Annotated in this window: 16 protein-coding genes; 7 read left to right on the forward strand and 9 right to left on the reverse strand. The window is 63.4% G+C overall.

The window, feature by feature from the left end; genetic code table 11:
- Positions 1 to 102: 102 nt before the first annotated feature.
- Positions 103 to 696 (forward strand): protocatechuate 3,4-dioxygenase, encoded by a 594-nt coding sequence (locus tag AAF563_06330; GenBank protein ID MEM7120872.1) that lies wholly within the window; start codon positions 103 to 105, stop codon positions 694 to 696.
- Here AAF563_06330 and AAF563_06335 read toward each other — a convergent pair whose 3' ends face one another.
- Genes AAF563_06335 through AAF563_06345 form a run of 3 tightly spaced genes read right to left on the reverse strand, consistent with a single transcriptional unit; the run spans position 697 to position 4,181 of the window.
- The gene (locus tag AAF563_06335) at positions 697 to 1,833 is read right to left on the reverse strand and encodes a P1 family peptidase (GenBank protein ID MEM7120873.1); all 1,137 of its coding nucleotides are present in this window, start codon (positions 1,831 to 1,833) and stop codon (positions 697 to 699) included.
- A 27-nt stretch (positions 1,834 to 1,860) separates the two neighbouring features.
- Entirely contained in the window at positions 1,861 to 2,124 is a 264-nt protein-coding gene (locus tag AAF563_06340) for a hypothetical protein (protein MEM7120874.1), read from the reverse strand.
- Complete coding sequence (locus tag AAF563_06345) at positions 2,121 to 4,181, reverse strand: aminopeptidase P family protein (GenBank protein MEM7120875.1); 2,061 nt, start codon at positions 4,179 to 4,181, stop codon at positions 2,121 to 2,123. The genes AAF563_06340 and AAF563_06345 overlap by 4 nt, the downstream gene beginning before the upstream one ends.
- A 108-nt stretch (positions 4,182 to 4,289) precedes the next feature.
- On the opposite strand from AAF563_06345, the gene AAF563_06350 reads away from it, so the two are divergent.
- Positions 4,290 to 5,045: a metallophosphoesterase gene (locus tag AAF563_06350; GenBank protein ID MEM7120876.1), complete on the forward strand. Its 756-nt coding sequence runs from the start codon at positions 4,290 to 4,292 to the stop codon at positions 5,043 to 5,045.
- On the opposite strand, the gene AAF563_06355 is transcribed toward AAF563_06350, so the two are convergent.
- The 3 genes from AAF563_06355 to AAF563_06365 are packed head-to-tail and all read right to left on the reverse strand — an operon-like array spanning position 5,042 to position 10,038.
- A complete protein-coding gene (locus AAF563_06355) occupies positions 5,042 to 5,926 on the reverse strand; it encodes a 50S ribosomal protein L11 methyltransferase (protein MEM7120877.1) in 885 nt (294 codons plus the stop codon). The genes AAF563_06350 and AAF563_06355 overlap by 4 nt on opposite strands.
- A gap of 26 nt (positions 5,927 to 5,952) precedes the next feature.
- Entirely contained in the window at positions 5,953 to 8,220 is a 2,268-nt protein-coding gene (locus AAF563_06360; protein ID MEM7120878.1) for a UvrD-helicase domain-containing protein, read from the reverse strand.
- Between the two features lie 57 nt (positions 8,221 to 8,277).
- Positions 8,278 to 10,038 carry a chloride channel protein gene (locus AAF563_06365; protein ID MEM7120879.1) on the reverse strand — a complete coding sequence of 587 codons (1,761 nt, stop codon included), beginning with the start codon at positions 10,036 to 10,038 and terminating at the stop codon, positions 8,278 to 8,280.
- Between the two features lie 419 nt (positions 10,039 to 10,457).
- Between AAF563_06365 and AAF563_06370 the strand changes: the two genes are divergently transcribed.
- The 3 genes from AAF563_06370 (at position 10,458) to AAF563_06380 (ending at position 15,994) form a co-directional block, all read left to right on the forward strand.
- A complete protein-coding gene (locus tag AAF563_06370; protein MEM7120880.1) occupies positions 10,458 to 14,366 on the forward strand; it encodes an AsmA family protein in 3,909 nt (1,302 codons plus the stop codon).
- Positions 14,367 to 14,493: 127 nt separating this feature from the next.
- Positions 14,494 to 15,522 carry an extracellular solute-binding protein gene (locus tag AAF563_06375; GenBank protein ID MEM7120881.1) on the forward strand — a complete coding sequence of 343 codons (1,029 nt, stop codon included), beginning with the start codon at positions 14,494 to 14,496 and terminating at the stop codon, positions 15,520 to 15,522.
- Between the two features lie 52 nt (positions 15,523 to 15,574).
- Positions 15,575 to 15,994, forward strand: a complete 420-nt coding sequence (locus tag AAF563_06380) for a hypothetical protein (protein MEM7120882.1) — start codon at positions 15,575 to 15,577, stop codon at positions 15,992 to 15,994.
- Between the two features lie 16 nt (positions 15,995 to 16,010).
- Here AAF563_06380 and AAF563_06385 read toward each other — a convergent pair whose 3' ends face one another.
- The 3 genes from AAF563_06385 to fumC are packed head-to-tail and all read right to left on the reverse strand — an operon-like array spanning position 16,011 to position 20,362.
- Positions 16,011 to 17,735: an iron ABC transporter permease gene (locus tag AAF563_06385; protein ID MEM7120883.1), complete on the reverse strand. Its 1,725-nt coding sequence runs from the start codon at positions 17,733 to 17,735 to the stop codon at positions 16,011 to 16,013.
- A gap of 48 nt (positions 17,736 to 17,783) precedes the next feature.
- Positions 17,784 to 18,998: a trypsin-like peptidase domain-containing protein gene (locus AAF563_06390; GenBank protein ID MEM7120884.1), complete on the reverse strand. Its 1,215-nt coding sequence runs from the start codon at positions 18,996 to 18,998 to the stop codon at positions 17,784 to 17,786.
- Positions 18,959 to 20,362: a class II fumarate hydratase gene (fumC, locus tag AAF563_06395; GenBank protein ID MEM7120885.1), complete on the reverse strand. Its 1,404-nt coding sequence runs from the start codon at positions 20,360 to 20,362 to the stop codon at positions 18,959 to 18,961. The genes AAF563_06390 and fumC overlap by 40 nt, the downstream gene beginning before the upstream one ends.
- A 377-nt stretch (positions 20,363 to 20,739) precedes the next feature.
- Here fumC and AAF563_06400 point away from each other — a divergent pair, with 377 nt between their 5' ends.
- Entirely contained in the window at positions 20,740 to 21,828 is a 1,089-nt protein-coding gene (locus AAF563_06400; protein ID MEM7120886.1) for an efflux RND transporter periplasmic adaptor subunit, read from the forward strand.
- A gap of 5 nt (positions 21,829 to 21,833) precedes the next feature.
- Positions 21,834 to 24,953, forward strand: a complete 3,120-nt coding sequence (locus tag AAF563_06405; protein MEM7120887.1) for an efflux RND transporter permease subunit — start codon at positions 21,834 to 21,836, stop codon at positions 24,951 to 24,953.
- The last annotated feature ends 36 nt before the right edge of the window (positions 24,954 to 24,989 follow it).

Genomic DNA, 24,989 nt, shown 5'->3' on the forward strand with positions numbered 1-24,989 from the left:
ACTGGTGCTATGTTCGATCGCCATGTTTGGGTCGTGATGGGGCGTGTTGCTGAGGATGCACCTATGACGCCAGCATTCAGTCAGTTGTCACGGCGAAGGCTTATGGCAACCGGCCTGGCCGCCGGAAGCGCGGCCGCGTCGCCGGTTTGGGCCTCTCTCGTGACAACGCCGCGTCAGACATCCGGGCCGTTCTATCCGCTTGAGCTGCCGCTGGACGACGACAACGATCTGACATCGGTTGACGGCGCGTCGGTTGGCGCGACCGGGGAGGTGATTCACGTCACCGGCCATATCCTCAATATCGATGGCACACCTCTGGATGGAGCGCGCGTGGAGCTGTGGCAGGCCAACGCGGCCGGTCGCTATCACCACCCGCTGGATTCGAGCAGCCGCGCGGTGGATGCAGGCTTCCAAGGCTTTGGGCACACGATCACGGCGGGCGACGGCGCCTATCGCTTCAAGACCATCAGGCCTGGTCTCTATCCCGGCCGCACGCGGCATCTGCACTTCGCGGTTCGGGCACCCGACGGCAGAGAGTTGGTCACCCAGATGTATTTTGCCGGCGAACCGGGCAACACCAAGGACGGACTCCTGCGCCGTATCGAGGATCCCGCGCAGCGCGAGAACGTCGTTGTCGACTTCGCGCCGATCAACGATGGCGGTACACACGGTCAGTTCAACATGGTGTTGGCTTAGTCAGGGCAGGCCCGGTGGTTCGACCCAGCGTTTGTGGTCCTTCAGCACGGCGACAAGACGGTCGCGGTCCAGCGCTTCGGCCGGGTTGCCGTTGATGCCGATCATCGGTTCGCTGACGGCGAGCACATTCATGATCGCCTCGTCCACCGCCTGTACGACCGCGTCGAAGAACGGGTCGAGCCTGTGGTCGGGGATGCAGGAGAGCTCCAGGTAGCTGCCGCCGGCCATCAACGTGTCGGAGCCAGCGGTCGTGAAGGCGAGGAAGATGTCGCCGGAGCCGTGACCGGAAAAGGAGCCGCCACGGCCGATCCCCAGACCGATGCGCCGCGCCAGCCGCTTACACTGATGGGACAGAAGCGGCGCGTCGGTGCCGACCACGGCGATGATCGAACCGGTGTCGACGTCATAGGGATCGATGCCCGGTAGATGCTCGGCCATGGGCATACCGGCGATCATCAGGTCCTTACGCCGCCCGAAATTGGCCTGAACGAACGCGCCGACCGTGTAGGCGGAACCGTCATGGTCGACGACGCGCGACGCGGTGCCCGATCCGCCCTTCATGCCATAGAGCATCATGCCGGTGCCGCCGCCGATGCTGCCTTCCTCGACCGGGCCGGAACGCGCGCTGTCGATGGCCTCGAACACATGCTCGCGTTTGATATGGAAACCATTGATATCATTAAGATATCCGTCATAGGTCTCACCCGCGACCGGCAGGCCCCATGACGGTCCGTCGCCATAGCTGTTGGCGTTCTTGTGAAGCCATTCGATCGTGGCGTCGCGCGCCACGCCGCAGGAATGGGTGTTGGTTATGGTGATCGGTCCGTCGCAGTGGCCGGCCTCGTCGACCCACCAGCTGCCGGTCAGCTCGCCGTTGCCGTTCAGGCTGAACATGCCGGACCAGACCGGGAAGGCCGCCTTGGCGCGCCCGCGCGGGATGATTGCTGTGACCCCGGTGCGGACCGGTCCTTGGCCGACGACGAGATCGCCCTCGCCCTCGATCAGCGTCGCGTAGCCAACTTCGACGCCCGGCACGTCGGTGATGGCATTGTTGGTCCCGGGCAACCCGTTGAACGGGATGCCGAGCGCGCGGGCGCGCGTCTTACCGGCTGGCGTTGCGAGCAGAGAACTGGTCATGACATGGCTCCCGGGAAGGTGCTGTCGTCAGGCGTGACGAAGCGCCTGCTTAACACGCTTTAGCACATCCTGCTGTTGACGGAAGGTGGTGACCGGAAATCGCTCGAAGTCCGCGTCATGCGCCAGGCGGACATCACAGAACAGATCGGCGTCATCTTCATGAAAGTGCAAAAATGCCTTGGACTTCTGATAGAAGATGCCGCGTTTGCGTTCGGTGATACCGTCGAAACCGCGCAACTGATCGAGCATCGTCTCCAATCGATCGAGCGATGCTTGGCCGGCGTGTTTCATGCTCCGTCGGCAAGCGGGCGCGTAACGTCCGCCAGCCAGGCTGCGGTCGCAGCGTCCAGCGTTGGCGTTAACGTCTCGCGAACGTCGCGGTGGTAAGCATCGACCCACGCGATCTCAAGCTCGTTGAGCTCCTCCACCGCGATCAGGCGCCGGTCCAACGGTGCCTTTGTAATCGTCTCAAAGCGCAGCATGGGACGCTCGCTCTCCGTGTCATCCTGGCGCACGACGATGAGGTTTTCGATGCGGATACCGTAGGCCCCCGTTTTGTAGTAGCCGGGCTCATTGGAAATGATCATGCCCGGCTTGAGCGCGACATCGCTGGGCCGTTTGGAGATGCTTTGCGGTCCTTCATGAACGGCAAGATAGCTGCCCACGCCATGACCGGTGCCATGATCATAATCCAGACCCAGCTGCCACAGCGGTGCCCTGGCAAGTGCATCGATCTGCGCGCCGCTGGTCCCGGCCGGCACACGCGCCGTCGCGATGGCGATATGGCCCTTCAGGACCGCCGTAAAGTGGCGGCGCTGGTCGTCGCTCGGTTCTCCGACGGCGATGGTGCGGGTGACGTCGGTCGTTCCGTCCTCGTATTGGCCGCCGGAATCGACAAGGTAGAGGTCGCCTTGCTCCAGCTTCCGATTGGTCCGCTCGGTCGAGTGATAATGCACGATGGCACCGTTCGGACCCGCGCCCGAGATTGTATCGAAACTGGGGCCTCGGTAGCGCTCGCCTTCCGCCCGGAAGGTGCCGAGACGTTCGGCGACGCCGATTTCGTCGAGTTCCTGGTTGCTGCCTGGACCCGTTTGTATCGCCAACCAGTGCAAAAAACGGGTCAAAGCGGCGCCATCCCTGACGTGAGCCGCCTTCGATCCTTTGACCTCGACGTCGTTCTTGCAGGCCTTGGGCAATCGGCAGGGATCGGCGCCTTCAACCACCGTGCCACCGGCCTTTTCGATCCGGTCGGCAAACCACATTGGGCCGCTCGCGCTGTCCAATCTGACGGGAGCCCCCTTTGCGGCGAGGGCATCGATGGCCGATGGCAACGCGCCCGGCGTGTTCACGATGGCGTTGCGCTCGACCGCCTCGACCAGCGCCGGTGTCAGTTTTCGGCGATCAACGAAGAGCTGCACCCGGCCGCTTGCCTCGACAATCGCCCAGCTCAAGCAGAACGGCGTATTCGGTAAATCCTGACCACGCAGGTTCAGGAGCCAGGCGACCGACGCCGGGTCCGACAGGATCGCCGCACCATGGCCATCGGTGGTCAGCGCCGCGGCGATCTCGTCGATCTTGTCTTTGGAATCGCGACCGGCCAGGTCAAGCGGGTGAACAACCGCGGGCGTCAGGGGCGCGGCCGGCTGGTTCGACCAGACCGCGTCGATGGGGTTGCTGTCGAGCGCCACAAGTTTGCCGCCCGCCTTGGCGCAGGCCTGTTCCAGCCGGCGAACCGAAGGCGGCGTGTGGAGCCAGGGGTCATAGGCGAGTGTCTTGCCGTCGCCCAGATGCTCGGTAATCCAGTCGGTCGCCGGTTGCTCAATGAGATGACGGTGTTCGAAGTGGTCGCCGTCCACTTCATCCGCCGCCTGCAAGGTATAGCGGCCATCGACAAAGATCGCCGCTTGATCGGCCAGGACAACCGCCAGGCCGGCGGAACCGGAAAACCCGGTCAGCCACAAGAGACGGTTGCTGCGCGCCGCGACATATTCGCCCTGGTGCTGGTCGGCACGCGGGATCAGGAAACCGTCAACGCCGCGCCGTTCCAGTTCCTCCCGCAGCGCCTGCAGGCGCCAGGCCGGTGCCGGCGGTCCGGCGTCGAGGCCATCTTCATGGTCTGCCGCCATGACCTCTTTGAGGGCCTTGAGCTCGCCAATCAGCTCGTCATCGGGATTGCGGTCGACCAATTCGATCCAGCTGTCGGGCTGCCAAAGGGGCGGCGCGGCGATAACGCCCGCCAGCAGACCGCGGACATCGGCGACGCTCTTGCCCGACTTCTCGCGCGCCAACAGTCGGGCCAGCACGGCGTCGCCGCGATAGGATCCTTGCTTCTTGCTTGTTGCCGTCATGATCCCGTCCAGAATTGAAGCCCGGAGGGTAGCGGGCCGTGGACGCGTGTGGCAACAAGGGGTATCGGAATCGACCGCGTGTCACCACGTCGACACAAAGGGGGCAGGATGACCAGCGGCGTCGACATCGTTCAGATCACGGACCTACATATCCACAGTAACCCAGAAAAGCGCGTGCATGGCCGCGATTCCCTGGCCACGCTGCAGCAGGTTGTCGATGCCATCCGCCGCGACGAGACGACGCCCGCGATCGTCTTGGCGACCGGCGATCTGACCGACAACGCCAAGCCGGTCGCCTATGACCGGTTGCGGCCGATTCTGTCGGCGCTGGACCTGCCAGTCTACATCATACCCGGCAATCATGACCTGGTGCCCGCCATGGAGGACGGCCTGGTCGGCGGTGCCATCCACTATGTGCCAACCAAAGAAGTCGGCGCCTGGACCCTGGTCTTCGTCGACACGACGATCCCCCATAAGACCGAGGGGCATCTGGACGACCAACGCCTTGATGCCCTAGACCGCGTGATCGGCGAGGCCGGCACGCCCCATGTCATGGTCGTTATGCATCACCAGCCGGTACCGATTGGCAGTCCGCTCGATGTCTGCGGCCTGATGAACGCCGATGCCCTCTACGACGTCCTGGATCGCCATGAGGCCGTGAAGGGCTTGCTGTGGGGGCACATTCATCACATCCATGACAGCATGCGCAACGGCGTCAGGCGGCTGGGCACACCAGCGACCTGCGCGCAATTCCTGAACAAGATGGGTGTCGACGCGACCTTCACGGACGAACCGCCGGCCTATCGCCGGCTTCGGTTGAACGACGACGGCACGATCGACACCGACGTCGTATGGGTCGCCTAACGATCCCTGGTCATGACCAGCGCGGTCCAACCGCGCAGATCGTGGCGGTCGACAAGCACGAGACCGTGTTTCTCATGGGCGGCGACGGCCGCATCGGCCTGATCGACCAATAGACCCGATAGAACAGCCGTGCCGCCGGGCGCCAGATGGCAGGCCAGATCGGCTGCCATGGCGACCAGGGGCCGAAGCAGAATGTTGGCGGCGATCAGATCGTAGGGACCACGTGAGTCAACCTCGGCGGCGCTGTAACCATCGCCCTCTGCGATCGTCACCTGTTCGGCGACACCGTTTGTGGCGACCGCTTCGCGCGCGAAGCGGACCGATGGCCGGTCGTTGTCGACACCCAACACGGCGGCATCGGGCCAGCGTTTGGCAATCGCGATGGCCAGGATGCCCGAGCCGCAGCCCATGTCGAGGGCGCGCGATACCTTGGTGGTCGCTGCGAGTGTGTCGATGGCGATCAGGCAGCCTTCCGTTGTCGCGTGCTCGCCTGAGCCGAAGGCGGGGCCGGCATCGATCACGATGGGGATCAGGTCGTTGTCCGGCGCGTCGGTATGACTGCCGTGGATCCAGAAGCCGGCGGCGGCGAGCGGCGGAAACGCCGCGAGGTTCTCGCTGACCCAATCGCGCGGCTCCAGTTGCGCGATATCGAGATCGTCGATCGCACCGGTCTCGGGACCGAGCGCCGCAATGAGCGCGTTGACCAGGGCATCGTGAGCGGGTTCGTCGGCGAACAGTGCGGTAACACGCCACGACGGGCCGCCGTCTGCCTCAAAGCTGCTTATCGAGTGCGCGCCGGCGTCGCTCATGACGTCGTCGACTGTCTCGACGTCGGCTTTCGCGGCAACCAGAGTAACCTGCCAGAGAAGCTGATCCGTCATGGAGGGAGAAGGCGTAGCGACCGTGGTCAGACCGGTTCGACGAACTCGGCCATGACCTTTTTGTCGCCGGCCTTGTCGAAGGCGATGTCGAGTTTGTTGCCGTCAATCGCCTGTACTTCGCCATAGCCAAACTTTTGATGGAACACGCGGGTGCCGATATCCGGAACACCGCGGCCCTGGCCGACGGGCACATAGACCTCGCTGCCATCGTCGAAGCGTTTGGCGCGGGCTTCGACAACCCGGTAGTAGTTCGATTGCCGGCCACCGAAACTGGGCCGGCGCATGGCCGATTCCCAGAGCGAGTCGTCGTCCTGCTCGATGTCATAACCGCCGTGATCGCCACGATCGATGTGATCGGTGGGCAGTTCGTCGATGAAGCGGGAGGGGATGTTGTTCTGCCACTGGCCGTGAACGGTGCGGTTACCGGCATAGAGGATGATGGCGCGGGTCTTGGCGCGCGTGATACCGACATAGGCCAGGCGCCGTTCTTCTTCCAACCCGGCATAGCCGTTCTCGTCGATCGCCATCTGGTTAGGGAAGACGCCTTCCTCCCAGCCCGGCAGGAACACGGTCTCAAACTCCAAGCCCTTGGCGCTGTGCAATGTCATGACATTGACCATGTCCTCGTCCGGACCGGTCTCCACGTCCATCACCAGGCTGACATGATCCAGGAACTCGGCGAGGGTCTCGAACTCCGCCATGGCGCGAACCAGTTCTTTCAGGTTCTCCAAGCGGCCTGGCGCCTGCACCGACTTATCCTGCATCCACATCATGGTGTAGCCGGACTCGTCCAGCACCAGCTCGGCCAGTTCGGAAGGCGGCATGGTCGTCGATTCGGCACGCCAGCGTGCGAGGTCCTCAACGAAACCGCGCAAGGCGGATCGGCGCTGCGGCGGCAATTCGTCAGTCTCGACAATAAGCTGGGATGCGGTCAGCAGTGACTGGCCACGGCTGCGCGCGACCGCATAGAGGGTCTGCAGCGACTTATCGCCCAGGCCGCGCTTCGGCGTGTTGACGACACGCTGGAAGGCGAGGTCGTCATCGGGCTGGTTCAAGAGCCGGAAATAGGCGATGGCGTCGCGGATCTCCTGGCGCTCATAGAACCGCAAGCCGCCAATAACGCGGTAGGGCACACCGATGGTGATCAGCCGTTCCTCGAAGGCGCGGGTCTGGTAGCCGGCGCGCACCAGGATCGCCATGTGGTTCAGCAGGTGATCCTGGCGTTGCAGCTCCTCGATCTTCTCGCCGACCGTGCGGGCCTCCTCGGCCTCGTCCCACACGCCCTGAACGTGGACGGGCTCGCCGTTGTCGCCATCAGGCGGCTCGGTGAACAGCGTCTTGCCGAGCCGGCTTTGGTTGTGGGCGATCAGGCCGGAGGCCGCCCCCAGGATGTTGGCGGTCGAACGGTAGTTGCGTTCGAGCCTCACCACGGTGGCACCGGGAAAGTCGTCCTCGAAGCGCAGGATGTTGCCGACCTCAGCGCCGCGCCAGCCATAGATCGACTGATCGTCATCGCCGACGCAGCAGATGTTGCGCTCGCCTTGGGCCAACAGGCGCAGCCACAGGTACTGCGACACGTTGGTGTCCTGGTATTCGTCGACCAGGATGTAGCGGAAGCGGCGCTGGTAGTCGGCCAGCACGTCCTCGTGCTCGGTGAAGAGCTTGAGGCAGAGCAGCAGGAGATCGCCGAAATCGGCGGCGTTCAGCGCGGTCAATCGATCCTGGTAGTCCTTATAGAGCTCGACCGCCTTGCCGTGGGCGAAGTCGCCGACATCTTCGGCCGGCACCTTCTCAGGCGTCCAGCCCTTATCCTTCCAGCGGCTGATGATCGCGGCGAGCACGCGGCCCGGCCAACGTTTTTCATCGATCCGCGCGGCCTCGATCACCTGTTTGATCAGGCGCAGCTGGTCGTCGGTATCCAGGATCGTGAAGTTGGACTTGAGCCCCACCAGCTCGGCGTGACGGCGCAGGATGCGTGCGCCGATGGCGTGGAAGGTGCCCAGCCACATGCCGTCGGTCGGCCTGCCGATCAACCCGGCAATCCGGTCCGACATTTCGCGTGCGGCCTTGTTGGTGAAGGTCACGGCCAGGATCTGGGCCGGCATGGCGCGCCGTGTCTGCAGGATGTAGGCCAGGCGCACAGTAAGCACGCGTGTCTTGCCGGTGCCGGCGCCCGCCAACACCAGAACAGGACCGTCAGCGGCTTCGACCGCCTGGCGCTGCGCCTCGTTCAGGTGGGCCAGCATGTGATCGGCCGGCGCAGGGGCGGATGGTGCGATTTCCGTCTGGGACATGGCTAGGAATTGGCTTTACAGGAAACTAGCACAAAATGGCAACATCAGACATGGGGACTAAATCGTCCCGCCGCGTGATTCGGTGCTGGCATCGACAAGCGCGCGGTTGTGCTCGCGCACCAGATCACGCTTTCTGACGATGCCTTCGAGCCGCATATCCGTGTCGTTGTCGACGACAGGAATGAAGTCGTCGTCGCATTTGTCCATGCGGTCAAGTGCCAAGGCCAGATCGTCCTGCGGCATCAGGAGCACGCGCGGCTCGCGTGCCAGTTGCCCGGCCGTCTCGTCGGTATCGGTCTCGCCGAACAGGAGGGGCCGCAGGTCTTCAAGCGTCACCACGCCGAGCAAGGTCTGGTCGGCGCCGGCAACCACGAAGTCGCCCTTCGGCGAGATGGCGAGTGCCGCGAGGATCGCGGGTTTGTCGGCATCGGGCGCCAGGGATGGCGGCTCTTTGTCGACAATCTTGCTGACCCGCGTGTCGTGCATCAGCGCGCGGACCTGGCCGCCGGCAACATCGACATTCCGGCGCTCCAGGTGCCATCGGAAGAACGATTTGCCGATCACATGGTTGGTGATAAGGGACGCCAACGCGGTCGCGATCATCACGGCGATGGTCAGGTCGAAGTTGGCGGTCAGCTCGAACACGATGAGGATGGTGGAGATCGGCGCGCCCAGCACAGCGCCCGCCACCGCGCCCATGCCGACAATGGCATAGACGGAATGATGGCTGGCGTAGTCGGGCAGGGTCAGGCTCGCGATAAGCCCGAACGCGCCGCCCAGCATGGCACCGATGTAGATTGACGGCGAAAAGACGCCGCCGCCGAACCCCGATCCTAAGGTGGCCGATGTGGCCACGGTCTTCAGGACGACAAGCGTCAACATCAGGGCAATCGTCATGCCGCCCTGGAGCGCCGTATCCGTCGCGTCATAGCCGACGCCCAGAACCTGCGGATAAAAGACGGCGATGGCGCCGACCAGGAGACCGCCGCCAATGGGCCGCAGAATCATGGGGATCTTGAGCGACGACAGGGTGTCCTGAACAAAGAAGATCCCGAACATGAAGAGATACGCGACACCGGCAGCGACAATACCCAGCAGGGCAAAAGCCGGGGTCTCCCACAGCGAGACGATGACGTGTGATTCCACGGCAAACGCCGGAAAGTCGCCGAAGGCAATGCGCGTGACGATCGTGCCCATGACCGAAGCCAGCACGACGGGCGCGAAGGCGGTGAGGCCATAGTGGCCGATGACCACCTCGAGCGCGAAGAAGACGCCGGCGATCGGAGCGTTGAACGAGGCCGCGATGCCGGCGGCAACACCGCAGCCCAAGAGCGTCATGGTCAGACTGCGTCTAAGCTTGAACCATTGGGCGACGGTTGACGCGAGCACGGCGCCGATGTGCACGACGGGCCCCTCGCGTCCGGCCGAGGCGCCGAAGCCGAGTGACGTAAACGAACCCAGCGCGGCGACGCAGCCGTCCCGCAGTTTCATGCGGCCGCCATGCAGCGCGCTCGCTTCGATGACATCCGGCACGCCATGAAAACGCCGATCGCTGGTCAGGTAGCGCGCCATCAACGCGACGACCAGACCACCGACGGCGGGCGCCAGCAGGATCTGCCACCACGGCAAGGACTCAACGAAGGTATTCAGGCGGTTGGTGCCGCTGCCATAGACCAGGTATTGGACGCCAGAAATGGCATAGCGAAAGGCGACGCCGCCCAAACCGGCCGCGACGCCCGTGATAACCGCAAGCATCGCCAAGACGATCTGCTCGTTGCGGAAGAAACCGGCAAGGCGCGACTGAGCCGTCTGAGACACGGTCAGACCGAACCCGGTGAGGCGATGGTGACACCAAGATGTGAACGAACAGGGCCTTCTATCACAGGGCTAGCCAGCCTTCCTGGCGCGGTTCAGCCGGCTTCGGGAGGATCGTTGTCCTCGGATGTCTTGCTGTTGGTCTCGGGGCTGGGCGTGCCGAGCGAGAGTTGGCGGGTCGTATCGTCGCTAAAGCCGCGCCCGCCCGGGGTTTTGCGCCGTCTAGGCCGCCCTTTTTGGCCGCCGGCTTCCTTGGCTTGTTTGTATCGGTTGAAATCTACGACTTCGCCCATTGCTCCAACGATTGTACGCGTTGTTTTTTCGTCGTTTGTTCAAAGCCCCATTCGCACCTAGATTAAAGCAAAGGGCCGGGCGCGCAACAACGCGGGATACTGAATCCGCGAAAAGGGAGGGCATCGAAGGTGCGCAAGCTGTTTTATGCGGTCATGGGCCTCGTCGCCCTGTTGATCGTTGCCGTCATCGCCGTGGCCCTGTTTGTCGACCTCAATCAGTACAAGGGTGAAATCGCGGCTGAACTGGAAGCCGCGACCGGACGCGAGGTGACGCTTGGCGGCGACATCCACGTGACGTTCTGGCCGTCGATCGGCGCGGCGATCGAGGATGTGGAAATCGCCAACGCGCCTGGCGCCTCCGATGAGCCGATGCTGCGCGCCGAGACGATCCAGGCGGTCGTCGCGATCACCCCACTCCTGTCCGGCGAGGTACAGGTCGAGAGCATCAGGATCGTCAATCCAGTCCTGCTGGTCGAGACGTTGACCGACGGATCAAGCAACCTGACTTTCGAAGGCACAGCCGACGCCGCCGGCGGAACCGGGTCCGGTTCGTTATCGCCGAGCGGCGACCAGACCGAGGTTCGAATCGACGAGGTCGAGATTGTCGGCGGTACGGTGATCTATCGCGACCTTGCCGGCGGTGTCGACGAAACGATCGGCGACATCGCGCTCACCGCCCAGGCGCGGACACTGCAGGGACCGTTTGAGGCGGACGGAAGCCTCACCGCGCGCGGCGTGACGACCAGTTTCGCCGTTGATGTCGGCAGTTTGTCACGGCCCACGATCCCGATCAGCCTCAGGCTGATCGAGGGTGATCAAGTTGCGCGCTTGACCTTCACCGGCAATCTGGAGGCGATCGACAGCGCGCCAAAGGCGTCCGGCAGCCTGATCGTGCAAGCCGACTCACTGGCGGCGGCGCTGACACCGCTGGTTGCCGACCTGTCGCCGGCCGTCCGCGAACTCACCAATGAAACATTCGAACTGGATGCCCAGGTCTCGGCCGGCAGCGAAGCCATCAGCCTGGTTGATCTCGCGCTCTCGCTCGGCGACTTGCGGGCGACTGGTGACGCCGAGGTCGCATTGGGTGAGATCACCACCGTGGATATCGCGCTGAGCGCCAATCAGTTGGATGGTGATCGGCTCGCGGCAATGTTTGCCGGCGAGCCCGGTGCTCCCGCTGACGACACGGAAGGCGACGCGCAGGCCGGCGGCGATGAATTGGTCGGTGAAGATGGCGCAGGCGACGAAGGCCTGGCCGACGACAACCCCATGGCGGGGCTGGCGGTCACGGCGGACATCCGGGTCGGCGCGGTGACCTATCAGGAAGGCGTCATCCGCCAAGCGCATTTGATCGCCCAGATGGAAGACGGCGTGATTGCCGTTCAACAGCTCAGCGCGGGTCTGCCGGGTGGCACCAGTCTTGCGGTGACGGGAGAGCTGGACAGCGATCTCGACCGACCGGCCTTTCGTGGCCAGATGGAGTTGGCATCCGACAATATCCGCGCCGCCCTGGATTGGCTTCAGATCGAATTGCCGCAGATGGCCGCCGAACGTCTGCGACGGGTCGACCTCTTTACCTCATTCAGTGTGGAGCCCGGTGTCGTCGCCCTGGTTGATATGGACCTCAGCATTGATTCCTCCCGCATGACCGGCAGCCTGGGCGCTGATTGGACGGGCATACCGGCCGTCACCGCGAACGTCGCGCTCGATCGCATCAACCTGGACGCCTACATCGTCAGCCCGGTGCCGGACGATGGTGCCGGTGACGTGGCGGTCGACCAGCAGTCAGACGGTTCGTCGGAAACCGCGACCGGGTTGGCACTGCCGCCGATGCCGGAAATCAACGCGGACATCAAGGCACGGGTCGGCGCGCTGACCTATAACGGCGTCGCCATCGACTCGCTGGTCTTGGACGGCACGCTGATCGATCGCCGCATCGATCTCAGAAACTTCAGCGCCGACATCGCGGATGCGTCGGTTCGCGCGGCCGGTCTGATCGATCCGGCGACAACGGCGGTTTCGGTACGGTATGCGATTGAAGCACCCAACATCGGCGGGCTTGTGCGTTTGCTGGCCATCGATCTTCCGGTGTCGCCGGAAGATCTGGGCGCCACAAGCCTGGTCGGCAGCGTCGAGGGCGACACGTCGACGGCCGAGGTCAAGCAGAGGCTGGAGACCGCGCTCGGCTCGGCGTCGGCCGATGGTACGCTTAGCGACGTGCTGGGCACGCCCGGCTTCGACGGCCGGCTGGGTTTGCGCAGCGAGAGCTACATGCGCCTGGTGCGGGCGTTTGGCGGCGATGTCGGCGGCGCCAGGGACTCAGCGATTGCCTTCGCCGCCGACGTCGATACGGATGGCAACGAGGCGACGTTCAACGCGGTGCTCGAGGCGGTGGATGCGACGTTGCGGGCGAGCGGCAGTGTGACCGGTATTGCTGCCGCGCCGAGTTACGACGTCCGCGCCAAACTTGAACACAGCGAGTTCGCGACATTGATGGCGGCTGTCGGCGCGGTGGATGCGATGCAACCGGTCGGTCTCCTGGACCTCACGATAACGGCGGAAGGCGATGCGTCTGGCGTGTCCGGTCACCTGGTGTCGTCGACCATCGGTCCATCGACGTTGAACGGCACGCTGGAAGGAAACCTGGAAGGCGAGCGGCCTTACTTCAACCTCAGGCTGGCGGGCGACAACCTCTATCTCGACCCCTTCCTGGCCGGCGGCGCGGACGATGGCGGTGGCCAGGCAAGCAGCGGTTCCGCCAGTGAATCCGCCGGCGGTTCGGACGGTGAGGGTGGCGGGTCACGCTGGTCGTCGGAACCGCTCGACCTCGCCGCGTTACGCAGCCTGGATGGCCGTGCCGAAATCACCGGCGCCAGTGCGACCCTGCAGGACCTCACATTCAACAACCCGGTGATCGTCGCGACATTGAACGACGGCGTGTTGCAACTGGAACAGTTCCGGGGCGGCGTGTTTGACGGTCAGATCGACGTGACGGGTCAGCTTGGCGACGGATCTCCCAACACGGTGTCGGTCGACTTCGTCGCCAGCGATGTCGATGCCCAGCAGGTGCTGCTGCACTTCGCCGACAACGGCGATATCACCGGCCGGCTCTATCTGAAGGGCAGTCTGAACGGATCGGGCGACAGCGAACGCGCGTTGATCGAGAGCCTGGCCGGCAACGGCGACCTCTCCATGATCGACGGAGTGATCGACGGCTTCGACCTGCCGAAGATCAGCGAGCGTTTGGACAACCTGGATAACGAGCTTGCCATTGCCTCCCTGATGGACGATGCGACCAGCGGCGGCCAGACGCGATTTACCGAGGTCGAAGGCACGTTTGTCGTCACCGACGGCATTGTGCGCTCCGATGACTTGCGCGCGATCATGGAAGCGGGCGCGGCCCGCTTCACGCTGTTGGCCGATCTGCCGCGTTGGCTCGTTGACCTGGACGGGGTCATGGAGCTGACCGAACACGAGAACTCGCCGCGCATCCTGATCTCGCTCGACGGCCCGATCGACAACCCCAATCGTGTGGTCGATACGCGCGAGTTGCAGGCTTTTCTCGTGCAGCGTGCCGTCGAGACGGCAATACGCAAGTACGGCGACGAGGACGACGATAGTACGGCCGGCCAGTTGCTGAACATCCTGACCGGCAACCAGCCGGACGCCGAGGCCAGCACGCCGCCCGTGACGGAGGAACCTCAGACGGTGGAGCCGGTTATCGAGGACGTTGAGATAATCGAAGAAGCGCCGAGCCAAGAACCGCCGGTTGAAGGCGCCGAATCGGCGGAGGATCAGGCCGTTATTCAGCCGGAGGCGAAGCCGGAGGAGCCGCCGGAGGAGCCAAAGAACGTCGAGGATCTGAACGCCGAAGATCTCTTAAACATCCTGACCGGCAATCAGGACCAAACGGGTGGCGGCGATCAGCCGACGGGGGAAACACCTGCTGATGAACAGCCGTCACAAGAGGGCGGCGACCAGCCACTCAATACCGAGACGCTGCTCAAGGATCTTTTGGAAGGTCTGGGCAACAACTAAGACATCACGCGAGGTCCTGGCTGCCACGTGGTCACGATTATCGTTGGAGGCCGCAAACCCGCTTGACGCCTTGATCAAACAGTGCAATTGAGAATGAGTTGCAACAATTAACAACCGAGGCCGCTCGATGACACTCCGACGACGTATTCTCGCTGCCGCCGTGCTGGGCGGAGTTCTCACGGCGGGCACCGCCGTGTCCGCCGAGGAGGTGAACGTCTACACCTCCCGCCACTACGACACCGATCTGGCGATCTACGATGCGTTTACCGAGGCCACCGGCATCGAGGTCAACCTGATCGAGGACAAGGCCGGCGCACTCATCGAACGGATCAAGGCCGAAGGGGCGAACAGCCCGGCCGATGTCCTGATTACCGTCGACGCGGCCAATCTGGCCGCCGCGTCAGAGGCCGGTTTCTTCCAGTCGGCGGATTCGGCGACACTGAACGAGCGCGTGCCGGAATCGCTGCGCCATCCCGATGGATACTGGTACGCGCTGACCAAGCGGGCGCGGATCATCATGTACCGCAAGGACGATGTCGACGTGACCGGCCTTGAGCGCTACGAGGATCTTGCCGATCCGCGTTTTGACGACATGATCTGCATCCGCTCGTCCAGCAACGTCTATAACCAGTCTCTTGTTTCGTCGCTTATCGCCGTCAATGGCTCGGAGGCGGCGGAGGCGTGGGTCGACGGGCTTATCGAGAACTTCGCGCGCGATCCGCAGTCCAACGACACCGGCCAGATCAAAGCCGTGGTGGCCGGCGAGTGCGACATTGCCGTTGCCAACACCTATTACCTGGCGCGGCTGCGCAGTTCCGACGACCCCGAAAACCGCGCCATTGGCGAAGCGGTTGCCGTCATCATGCCCAACCAGGGCGACCGAGGCACCCACATCAATGTCAGTGGTGCCGGCGTCTTGAAGAACGCGCCCAATCGCGACAACGCGGTCAAACTGCTGGAGTACCTGGTTAGCGACGAAGGTCAGCGGGCGTTCGCTGAAGGCAATAATGAGTGGCCCTCCGTGGACGGCGTGCCGCACGCGGTCATTCTGGATGATCTCTATGGCGACTTCGTCGAGGACGACCTTAACCCCGCGCTTTATGGCGCGAACCGGGTTGAGGCTGTCGAGATGATGGAAGCGCACGGCTGGGAGTAACGGGCTGAGGCCGCGCTGCGCCGGCGGCCAGACGCCACGCCGGACGGTGACGATGGTGGGCAAGGGCAACGGTGACGTGACGCTTGGCGGGCCGTTGGGTCCTTGCTCGCCGATGTTCATCGTTGCCAGCATTCAATCATCGCTTGGCCACTATGTCGGGCGCCTCGGTTTCAATTGCCGCTACGCCGCACCCGAAGAAAGCCCGTTCTTCGCCATCGTCGGGCGTGACAGCGCTCAGGTTCTTCTCAAGGTGGTCGACGCCCAAACAAAGGCCTTGCCCAACCGCGAACGCCATCGTTGGGCACCCTGGGACGCTTTTCTCTACGTGGCCGATCCGGACTCGCTCTATGCGGAGTTTGTCGATCGTCGGGTGTGTATGGAGCGTATGCTTGGTGTCACCGATGAAGGTCTGTTCGGATTCGAGATTGCCGATCCTGACGGCTATGTCTGCTTTTTCGGCCGCCCGACGTAAGGGGCCCAATCCAAGGTTAGGATCGTGACTTTGACGCCCGCGAAACATCCGCCTGCATGCCCGGCCGCGAGCGGCTGATCTGCCAGGACAAAAGAATGACCGGCAGGACACCGGCGACGACAATGGCAAGTGCCGCCGTCGACGCCTCGGACAGCCGTTCATCGGACGCCAGCCGATAGACACGCGTCGCCAGGGTCTCAAAGTTGAAGGGCCTGACGATAAGCGTCGCCGGCAGTTCCTTCATGACGTCGACGAAGACAAGCAGGATACCGGTCAAGAGACTCGCGCGCAGCAGCGGCACATGGATTTTGACCAGCGTGGCGATGGGACCGTGACCCAGTGAGCGCGCCGCTCCATCCATGGACGGCGTTATCTTTGTCAGCCCCGCTTCGACCGCGTTAAAGGCGACGGCCAGGAACCGCACGACGTACGCAAACAGCAGGCCGACGATACCGCCGGTCAGCACCAGGCCGACGGAAACGCCGAGGTACTCGCGCGTCAGCCCGTCGAGCCAGTTATCGAACAGGCCGAACGGGATCAGGATGCCGACCGCGATGACCGAGCCCGGAATGGCGTAACCCATTGACGCCACGCGTGTCGCGAGACGCGCCAGGGGCGACGGATTAAGGCGCGTTCCGTAGCCCAGGATCACCGCAGCCGCGACGGCGAGGATTGACGCCATCGCCGCCACCGAGATGCTGGAGAACGCATAGCGCAGAAAGCGGCTGTCGAAGAGCGGATCGCCGTCCTGAATGGCCATCTCCAGCAGAATGGCGCCCGGCACCAGGAATCCACAGAGTACCGGCAGGACGCACAAGGCAAGGGCGAGCCAGGCGCGCGGCCCCTTGAGCGCATAGCTGGGCAGCGGTGTGAAGCGGCCGCCGCTGCCGTGATAGCGTGCGTCACCGCGCGACAGCCGTTCCGCCAGCATCACCGCCATGACAAAGACCAGCAGGCAGCTTGCAAGCTGGGCGGCGACGACCGGCGAACCCTTCAGAAACCAGGTGCGATAGATGCCGGTGGTGAAGGTCTGCACGCCGAAGAAATCGACCGTACCGAAATCGGCCAGCGTTTCCATCAGGGCCAGCGCCAGACCTGCGACGATGCCGGGCCTGCCCATTCGCAGCGCGACCTTCCAGAAACTGCGCCAGGGCCCGTAGCCCAGCGCACGGCTCACCTCCAGCGCCGCCGCCGATTGGTTCAGGAAAGCGGTGCGCGCGAGAAGATAGACATAGGGATAGAGCACCATGGCCAGCATGGCGATGGCGCCGGGCAGCGAGCGGATATTCGGGAACCAATAGTCGCGCCTGCCCCACTCAAAGAGCTCGCGCAGCCATGTCTGGATCGGTCCGGCGTACTCCATCAGGTCCGTGTAGACATAGGCCAACACATAGGCCGGCACGGCGAACGGCAGCACCAGCGCCCATTCGACCACGCCGCGCCCGGGAAAACGGCACATCGTGACAAGCCAGGCCGCGCCCGTCCCGATCATGGTGACGAACACGCCGACGCCGACCATCAAGATCACGGTGTTGATCAGATAGGTCGGCAGGACCGTGCGCACCAGATTGACCCACAGACCCTCGCTGGGCGCGAAAATGTTGACGACCACGGCGACGATGGGAAGCGCGACCAAGACCGAGATCAGCATCACCGACAAGGTCAGACCGCTCGGCCAGCGCCATTTGATGCGCGCCGCGTCCACGGTTTCCTTGCTGCCGGGCGTCGAGACGTCAGTCATCGGCCGAGGCGGCGCTTCTGCCGTGGCATGGACGGCTGACGGCAGAGGTCACGGCGTGTCGTAGCACTCGATAACCAGCGTGAAGTCTCTCGCCGCGTCGGCGATTGCCGCGGACGGCAGTGTTTCATCGCTCGTTCGCCGGACAAAGCTGACCTGATGTTTGCCAAGAAACTTCTGAACAACCTGGCCGTGGATCGCGAAGTTGATGTTCTGGGGCAGTGCGTTGACCGCATCAACGGCGTACCACTCGTCCAACTGGGCCGAAACGATGCCAATGACATTGCCGGCGCGATCCAGCAGCGGGCCGCCGCTGTTGCCGGGCTGGACCGGCGCGCTGATCTGAAGTTCACCGGCATAGTCGTCGATCCCGACCATGGCGCTGATGATGCCGGTGGTGACGGTAAAGCTGGTCGACACCACGTGTCGCATTGGGTACCCGGCGACCATCACCGGTTCGCCGAGCTGCAGCGTCGGGCCGTCGCGAAACGGCGCCGTTGCGTCGAACGTCCTGTCCAGCTTGACCAGCGCGAGATCGGCGTAGGGATCGACAGCCAGGACATCGACGGATTTAACGCGTTCCTTGCCGACAAGCGCCTCCAGGCGCAGGCAGCCATCGATCACGTGGTGGTTGGTCAAGACGTGACCATCGCCCGTCACGGCAAATCCGGTGCCGTCGCCCCAGGGTTCGCCAGCGCCTGGCGCGTAGAGCTCGTCTTCGCTTTCGGCCAGGCCTTTCGACGCGCGCCACGCGCGGATCAACCGATCGGCCTGCTCGATCTCGACCTTGGTCATGCCCAGGGCGACGTCTTCGGCGGCGCTCAACGCATCGCGCCGGTCGATCAGGTCCGGCGTGTCGGCCGCCAGCATGAACCAGCGATAGGCTTCGACGGGGTCGCGGGGCAAGCCGATGCCGTCGCTATACATGATGGCAAGGTTGAACTGGGCGTAGACGTGATGCTGTTCGGCCGCCATGCGGTACCAGCGCGCCGCCTCTGCCAGGTTGTGCTCGACGCCCAAACCGTCGTCATAAAGATAGCCGACGAGATATTGCGCCTCGGCATCCCCCTTTGCGGCCAGCGCTGACCACACCCGGAATGCGCGCGGGAAGTCGCCGGCGTCGTAAGCATACCATCCGTCTTCCGTGCTGAACGCACTGGCCGGCGCCGTGACGGCCAGGCTCGCGGCGACCAGAGCAGCGAGCAGCGGCGCCTGCAGACATCGCATCACGATGCCGGTCGGACCATGTTTTCGGGACGTACCCACTGGTCGAACTCCTCTGCGGTCAGGTAGCCAAGGGCGACGGCCGCGTCTTTCAAGGTCGATCCGTCGGCATGGGCCTTCTTCGCCACCTTGGCAGCCTTGTCATAGCCGATGTGGGGGTTGAGCGCGGTGACCAGCATCAGGGATTCGTCACGCAGTTTGGCGATGCGCTCCCGGTTCGGTTCGATCCCGATGACGCAGTTGTCGGCGAAGCTCATCGACGCGTCGGCAAGCAGGCGGATCGAATGCAGCACGTTGAAGATGATGACGGGTTTAAAGACGTTGAGCTCGAAGTGGCCTTGCGCGCCGCCGAACGTCACGGCGACGTGATTGCCCATGACCTGGGCGCACACCATGGTCATGGCTTCCGATTGGGTCGGATTGACCTTGCCCGGCATGATCGACGAACCCGGCTCGTTCGCCGGCAACGCAAGTTCGCCAATACCGCAGCGCGGTCCGGATCCCAGCAGGCGAATGTCGCCGGCGATCTTGTTGCACGAGACCGCGAGCACGTTCAGCGCGCCCGACACCTCGACCATGGCGTCGTGGGCGGCAAGCGCTTCGAACTTGTTGGGCGCGGTGGAGAAGGGCAGGCCGGTCAGGTCTGCGACCTTGGCGGCAAACTCCACATCGAACCCGGCCGGTGTGTTGAGGCCTGTGCCGACCGCCGTTCCGCCCATGGCGAGTGCATAGACGTGCGGCAGGCTCGCCTTGACGCGCGCGATGCCCAGTTCGATCTGACGGGCATAGCCAGAGAACTCCTGACCCAGCGTCAACGGTGTCGCGTCCTGCAGGTGGGTGCGGCCGATCTTGATGATGTCGTCAAAGGCAGCAGCCTTGTCGGACAACGCCTGGTGCAGATGCTCCAGTGCCGGGATCAGCGAACGGTTGATCTCGACCGCCGTTGCCACATGCATCGCGGTCGGGAAGCTGTCGTTGGAAGACTGGCTCATGTTGACGTGGTCGTTGGGATGCACCGGCGACTTAGAGCCAATCTCACCGCCGAGGATCTCGATCGCCCGGTTCGAAATCACCTCGTTGGTATTCATATTGGTCTGGGTGCCCGATCCCGTCTGCCACACCACCAGCGGGAAATGATCGGTCAGCGTGCCGTCGATCACCTCGTCGGCCGCCTTCTGGATGGCTGCCGACAGCGCGGGGTCGAGCTTGCCGTTCTGCTGGTTCACCTGGGCCGCAGCCTTTTTGACGATGCCATAGGCATGGATCAACGGCGCCGGCATGTGGTCGTCGCTGATCCGAAAGTTCTGCAGCGAGCGCTGGGTCTGGGCGCCCCAGTAGCGGTCGGCGGGAACCGCCATTTCACCTAAGGAATCGGTCTCAGTACGCGTCTCGGTGGTATCGGCCATGGTGTCTCTTCGTAAATCAAAGGAATACGTCGTCTGGCCCCAATGCCGGGCCGGCAACCTGTCATACTACAGCACGATCCGCGCGTCTGTCCCTTCGGGGCAGGGCGCGCCGTGCGCCGATCATGGATAGAGCCAATTCTCCTGTCCCGGCGTTATCGCGCAGCAATTCTGTCACGTCAGGTTATGCTGTAGCCCCAATTTCGCCCGCTTCTACCCGGACATAGAGCGCGATCGGCCACGCTTGGCACTTCCTCACAATTGGTTCAGTGCCTATAGAGCAGCCCGAGATGATGGTGACGGGTAAGGTCCAATGATGGATCATCCCACAATGACGGCTTTTTTCATGTCTCGCGTGTTTGCCAATGGTTAGTCGCGCCATGTTTCTTCGCCCCTTGTCTTTCTTTGCCGTGCTGAGCCTGCTCGTCGGTGTTTCGCACGGTGTGGTGGCCCAACAAGCGGACGGCATCCCCGTCATCGCGGCGGAGGTTCGCGAGGTCGAACTGGTCGACCGGATCGAGGCGCTGGGCACGACCTTCGCGAACGAGAGCATCGACGTGACGTCGACCATCGCCGATACCGTGGCCGAGATTCACTTCACCGACGGCCAGGAAGTCGCCCGCGGCGATCTTTTGGTCGTCCTCAACCGTGATGAGGAGTTCGCCAACCTCAAGGCGGCGCAGGCCAATCTGGCGCAGCGTCAGCGAGAGTTCGAGCGTGCCGAGGAGCTGGTCGAGCGACGCGTTGCGTCGGAGGCGTCCCTCGATGAATCCCGCGCTTTGCTGTTGCAGGCCCAGGCGGATGTCGAGGTGGTCGAGGCGCGCCTGGCACAGCATCGCATTGTCGCGCCGTTCAGTGGTGTCGTCGGATTGCGCGATGTCAGCTTGGGCGCTTACATCTCGCCTGGCGATCTCATCACCACGCTTGATGACATCGAGACCATCAAGATCGATTTTTCTGTACCGGCCATCTATCTGGCGTCGCTCAGGCCGGGCTTGGCGATCAGCGCGGTAACGAGCGCCTATGGCGAGCGCGTCTTCGATGGCGAAGTCCAGAGTGTCGACAGCCGCGTCGATCCGGTGACCCGCTCGGTCGTCGTGAGAGCCGTCATCGACAACGCAGACCTGGCCTTGAGACCCGGCATGCTGATGCAGCTTGAGCTGCTGCGTGAACCTCGTCTTAACGTCGTTGTGCCCGAAGCCGCACTGGTGCCGCAGGGCCAGGATCAGTTCGTCTATGTGATCGACGACACCGCCGGTGAGGCGGTCGAACTGCGCCAGGTCACCATCGGGTCACGGATGAACGGCATGGCCGAGGTGGTCGACGGTATGGCGCCGGGGGAATTGGTGGTGACTCACGGCACCACGAACGTCCGGCCCGGTCAGGTGGTCGATGTTCGCGCCATCGATGATGGCAGCATGACGCTGGCCGAACTGCTGGCAAGCCTCTCGAGCGGCGGTTCCGAGTAGCCGACATGGTGCTATCCGACCTCGCGGTGACGCGGCCGGTGATGGCATCGGTCTTTTCTCTCTTGCTGATCGTCTTCGGCCTGTTTGCGTTCGACCGGCTGCCACTGCGCGAATACCCCGACATCGATCTACCGATTGTGTCGATCAACACATCCTATCCCGGCGCGGCCGCCAACGTGGTCGAGACCCGCATCACCAAGCCCATCGAAGACCGGATTGCCGGCGTCGAGGGTGTCGAATCGATCTCGTCGATCAGCCGCGATGGTGAATCGCGGATCACGGTCGAGTTCACGACTGGCCGTGACATCGATGCTGCCGCCAACGATGTAAGGGATCGTGTCGCCGGCATCATCGATGTCCTGCCGGACGAGGCGTCGCGTCCCGATATCACAAAGGCCGACAGCAACGACGACGTCATTCTGTGGTTGAACCTGACCAGCGACTGGATGTCGCTGCCGGAGCTGACGGATTACGCCAACCGCTACGTGGTCGACCGCTTCTCGGTGTTGGATGGCGTTTCTCGCGTCCGCCTCGGTGGCAGCAAGACCTATGCGATGCGTGTCTGGCTGGATCGCGATGCGCTGGCAGCGCGTAATCTGACCGCCGTCGATGTCGAGAATGCCCTGAGGGCGGAGAACATCGAACTCCCCGCCGGCAGTATCGAATCACAGGATCGCCAGTTCACGGTCAGGCTCGACCGACCATTCGCGACGGCAGACGAGGTTGCCGGCATCGTTCTGGCCGATGGTGGTGACGGCTCCGACTATCTTGTTCGTGTTGGCGACGTCGCACGTGTCGAGATCGGCACCGAAGAAGAGCGTTCGCTCTTCCGCAGTAACGGTCAGCCGATGGTCGGCATCGGCATCATAAAGCAGTCGACGGCCAACGTACTGGCCGTCGCCGATGCGGTCCTGGCGGAAATGGCGCAGGTCGAAGCGACTCTTCCGGATGGCCTCAACATCGCGACCAGCTACGATTCCACCGTCTTTGTCGATGGCGCGGTCAAGGAAGTTTATAAGACCCTCGCCATTGCCCTGGTTCTGGTCGTCATTGTGATCTTCCTGTTCCTGGGCAGCCTGCGCGCGACCCTGGTCCCGACGGTCACCATTCCCGTCGCCATCATCGCGACGTTCATCATGCTGTGGGCTTTCGGTTTCACCATCAATCTCCTGACACTTCTTGCCCTGGTCCTGGCAATCGGGCTGGTGGTCGACGATTCGATCGTCATTCTGGAGAACATCTACCGGCGTATGGACGAGAAGGCCGAGACCCGGCTGATCGCCGCCCATGACGGCGCGCGCCAGGTCGGTTTTGCGGTGATCGCGACGACCCTGGTCCTCATCGCGGTCTTCGTGCCGATCTCGTTCTTGGAGGGCAATCTCGGCCGGCTGTTTCGCGAGTTCGCCCTGACCATGGCGGCGGCCGTGGGTTTCTCGACACTCGTCGCCTTGACGTTGTCGCCGATGCTGGCGTCGAAGCTTCTGGTGCGAAACGCGAGAAAGTCACTCGTCGGCCGTGGTTCTGATCGGTGCCTGCTGTGGTTGCGCGGAATTTATGGCGCTCTGCTGCGACGCGCCATCCGCCACCGCTGGCTGGTCGTCGCCCTGATGCTCGTGGTGGTCGCGTTGGGCGCCTTGCTCTACCGCGCGCTGCCCAGCGAATACGCGCCCCGGGAAGACCGCGGCACGTTCTTCATCATTGTCGACGGTCCCGAAGGCGCGACCTATGACTACATGGCCGCCTACATGGATGAGATCGAGCAGCGGTTGACGCCGTTGATCGACAGCGGCGATATCAACCGTCTTCTGATCCGCTCGCCCCGAGCCTTTGGCAACACCGAGATCTTCAACACGGGCAGCGCGACCGTCGTGCTGAATGACTGGGGCGAGCGCCGCTCGAGCTGGGAGATCATGGATGATGTGCGCGAGCGCCTTGCTGATCTTCCAGGTGTCAGGGCCGTGCCCGTAATGCGCCAGGGCTTTGGCGGTGGATCGCAGCGACCGGTTCGTTTCGTGATCGGCGGTGATACCTATGAGCAGCTAGCCGAGTGGCGCGACATTCTGCTCGCCGAAATCGACAAGGATAACCCTGGTCTGATCGGGCTGGATCATGACTACAAGGAAACCAGGCCCCAGCTTCGCGTCGTCATCGACTACGACCGGGCGGCAGACCTGGGCGTCACCGTGACGGAGATTGGGCGCACCTTGGAGACCATGCTGGGCGGCCGCGCGGTGACCACCTACATCGATGATGGAGAAGAGTACGACATCATCCTGGAAGGCGAACGGTCCGCCCAGAACACGCCCGACAGCCTGCAGAACATCTATGTCCGCTCCGACCGCACGGGTCAGCTGATCCCGCTGTCGAATGTGGTGAGCTTGGAGGAATCGGCCGGCTCGACAACCCTCAACCGGTTCAACCGGATCCGCGCCATCACGCTCGATGCCAATCTCAGCGACGATCTCTCCTTGGGCGAGGCGCTCGACTATCTGGAAGGTCTGGTCGACGAGCACCTGCCTGCAGGCGCCATCATCGACTACAAGGGCCAGTCGGCGGATTTCAAGAAGTCGGGCGGCTCCATAATCTTCGTGCTGTTCGCCGGCATTCTCGTCGCCTTCCTGGTCCTGGCCGCGCAGTTCGAGAGCTACGTCCATCCCTTCGTCATCATGGTGACCGTGCCGCTGGCCATGGCCGGTGCACTGGTCGGGCTCTATCTGACCGGCCAGTCGCTCAACCTTTACAGCCAGATCGGCCTGATCGTCCTGGTCGGGCTGGCGGCCAAGAACGGCATCTTGATTGTCGAGTTCGTCAATCAACTGCGCGACAGCGGCCGGTCCTTCGACGACGCCATTGTCGAAGGTGCCGAGCTTCGGCTGCGACCAATCATCATCACCGCCATCACGACCATCGCCGGATCGCTGCCGCTGATCCTGGCATCGGGCGCGGGCTCGGAAACCCGGCTTGTCGTCGGCATCGTCCTGTTCTGGGGTGTGGCGGCCGCCACCTTGTTCACGCTGTTCGTGGTCCCGATTGCGTACTCCATTTTGGCACGGCGCACCGGCTCGCCCGGCGACGTCAAACGGCGGCTCGATGCTGAAAGAACGGATACCGGTGGATCGGTGTAGCCATCTTTTGACGATCTGCGAGAGATGCGGAAGTGT

The organism is Pseudomonadota bacterium, assembly GCA_039028155.1.
Lineage (GTDB): Bacteria > Pseudomonadota > Alphaproteobacteria > SP197 > SP197 > JANQGO01.

Bases quoted from the DNA above. Each gene is read 5' to 3' on its own strand.
- AAF563_06405 (MEM7120887.1), top strand. From the start codon at position 21,834: ATGGTGCTATCCGACCTCGCGGTGACGCGGCCGGTGATGGCATCGGTC.
- AAF563_06350 (MEM7120876.1), top strand. From the start codon at position 4,290: ATGACCAGCGGCGTCGACATCGTTCAGATCACGGACCTACATATCCAC.
- AAF563_06335 (MEM7120873.1), bottom strand. From the start codon at position 1,833: ATGACCAGTTCTCTGCTCGCAACGCCAGCCGGTAAGACGCGCGCCCGC.
- AAF563_06360 (MEM7120878.1), bottom strand. From the start codon at position 8,220: ATGTCCCAGACGGAAATCGCACCATCCGCCCCTGCGCCGGCCGATCAC.
- AAF563_06355 (MEM7120877.1), bottom strand. From the start codon at position 5,926: ATGACGGATCAGCTTCTCTGGCAGGTTACTCTGGTTGCCGCGAAAGCC.
- AAF563_06400 (MEM7120886.1), top strand. From the start codon at position 20,740: ATGTTTCTTCGCCCCTTGTCTTTCTTTGCCGTGCTGAGCCTGCTCGTC.
- AAF563_06375 (MEM7120881.1), top strand. From the start codon at position 14,494: ATGACACTCCGACGACGTATTCTCGCTGCCGCCGTGCTGGGCGGAGTT.
- AAF563_06330 (MEM7120872.1), top strand. From the start codon at position 103: ATGGCAACCGGCCTGGCCGCCGGAAGCGCGGCCGCGTCGCCGGTTTGG.
- AAF563_06380 (MEM7120882.1), top strand. From the start codon at position 15,575: ATGGTGGGCAAGGGCAACGGTGACGTGACGCTTGGCGGGCCGTTGGGT.
- fumC (MEM7120885.1), bottom strand. From the start codon at position 20,362: ATGGCCGATACCACCGAGACGCGTACTGAGACCGATTCCTTAGGTGAA.
- AAF563_06385 (MEM7120883.1), bottom strand. From the start codon at position 17,735: ATGACTGACGTCTCGACGCCCGGCAGCAAGGAAACCGTGGACGCGGCG.
- AAF563_06340 (MEM7120874.1), bottom strand. From the start codon at position 2,124: ATGAAACACGCCGGCCAAGCATCGCTCGATCGATTGGAGACGATGCTC.
- AAF563_06345 (MEM7120875.1), bottom strand. From the start codon at position 4,181: ATGACGGCAACAAGCAAGAAGCAAGGATCCTATCGCGGCGACGCCGTG.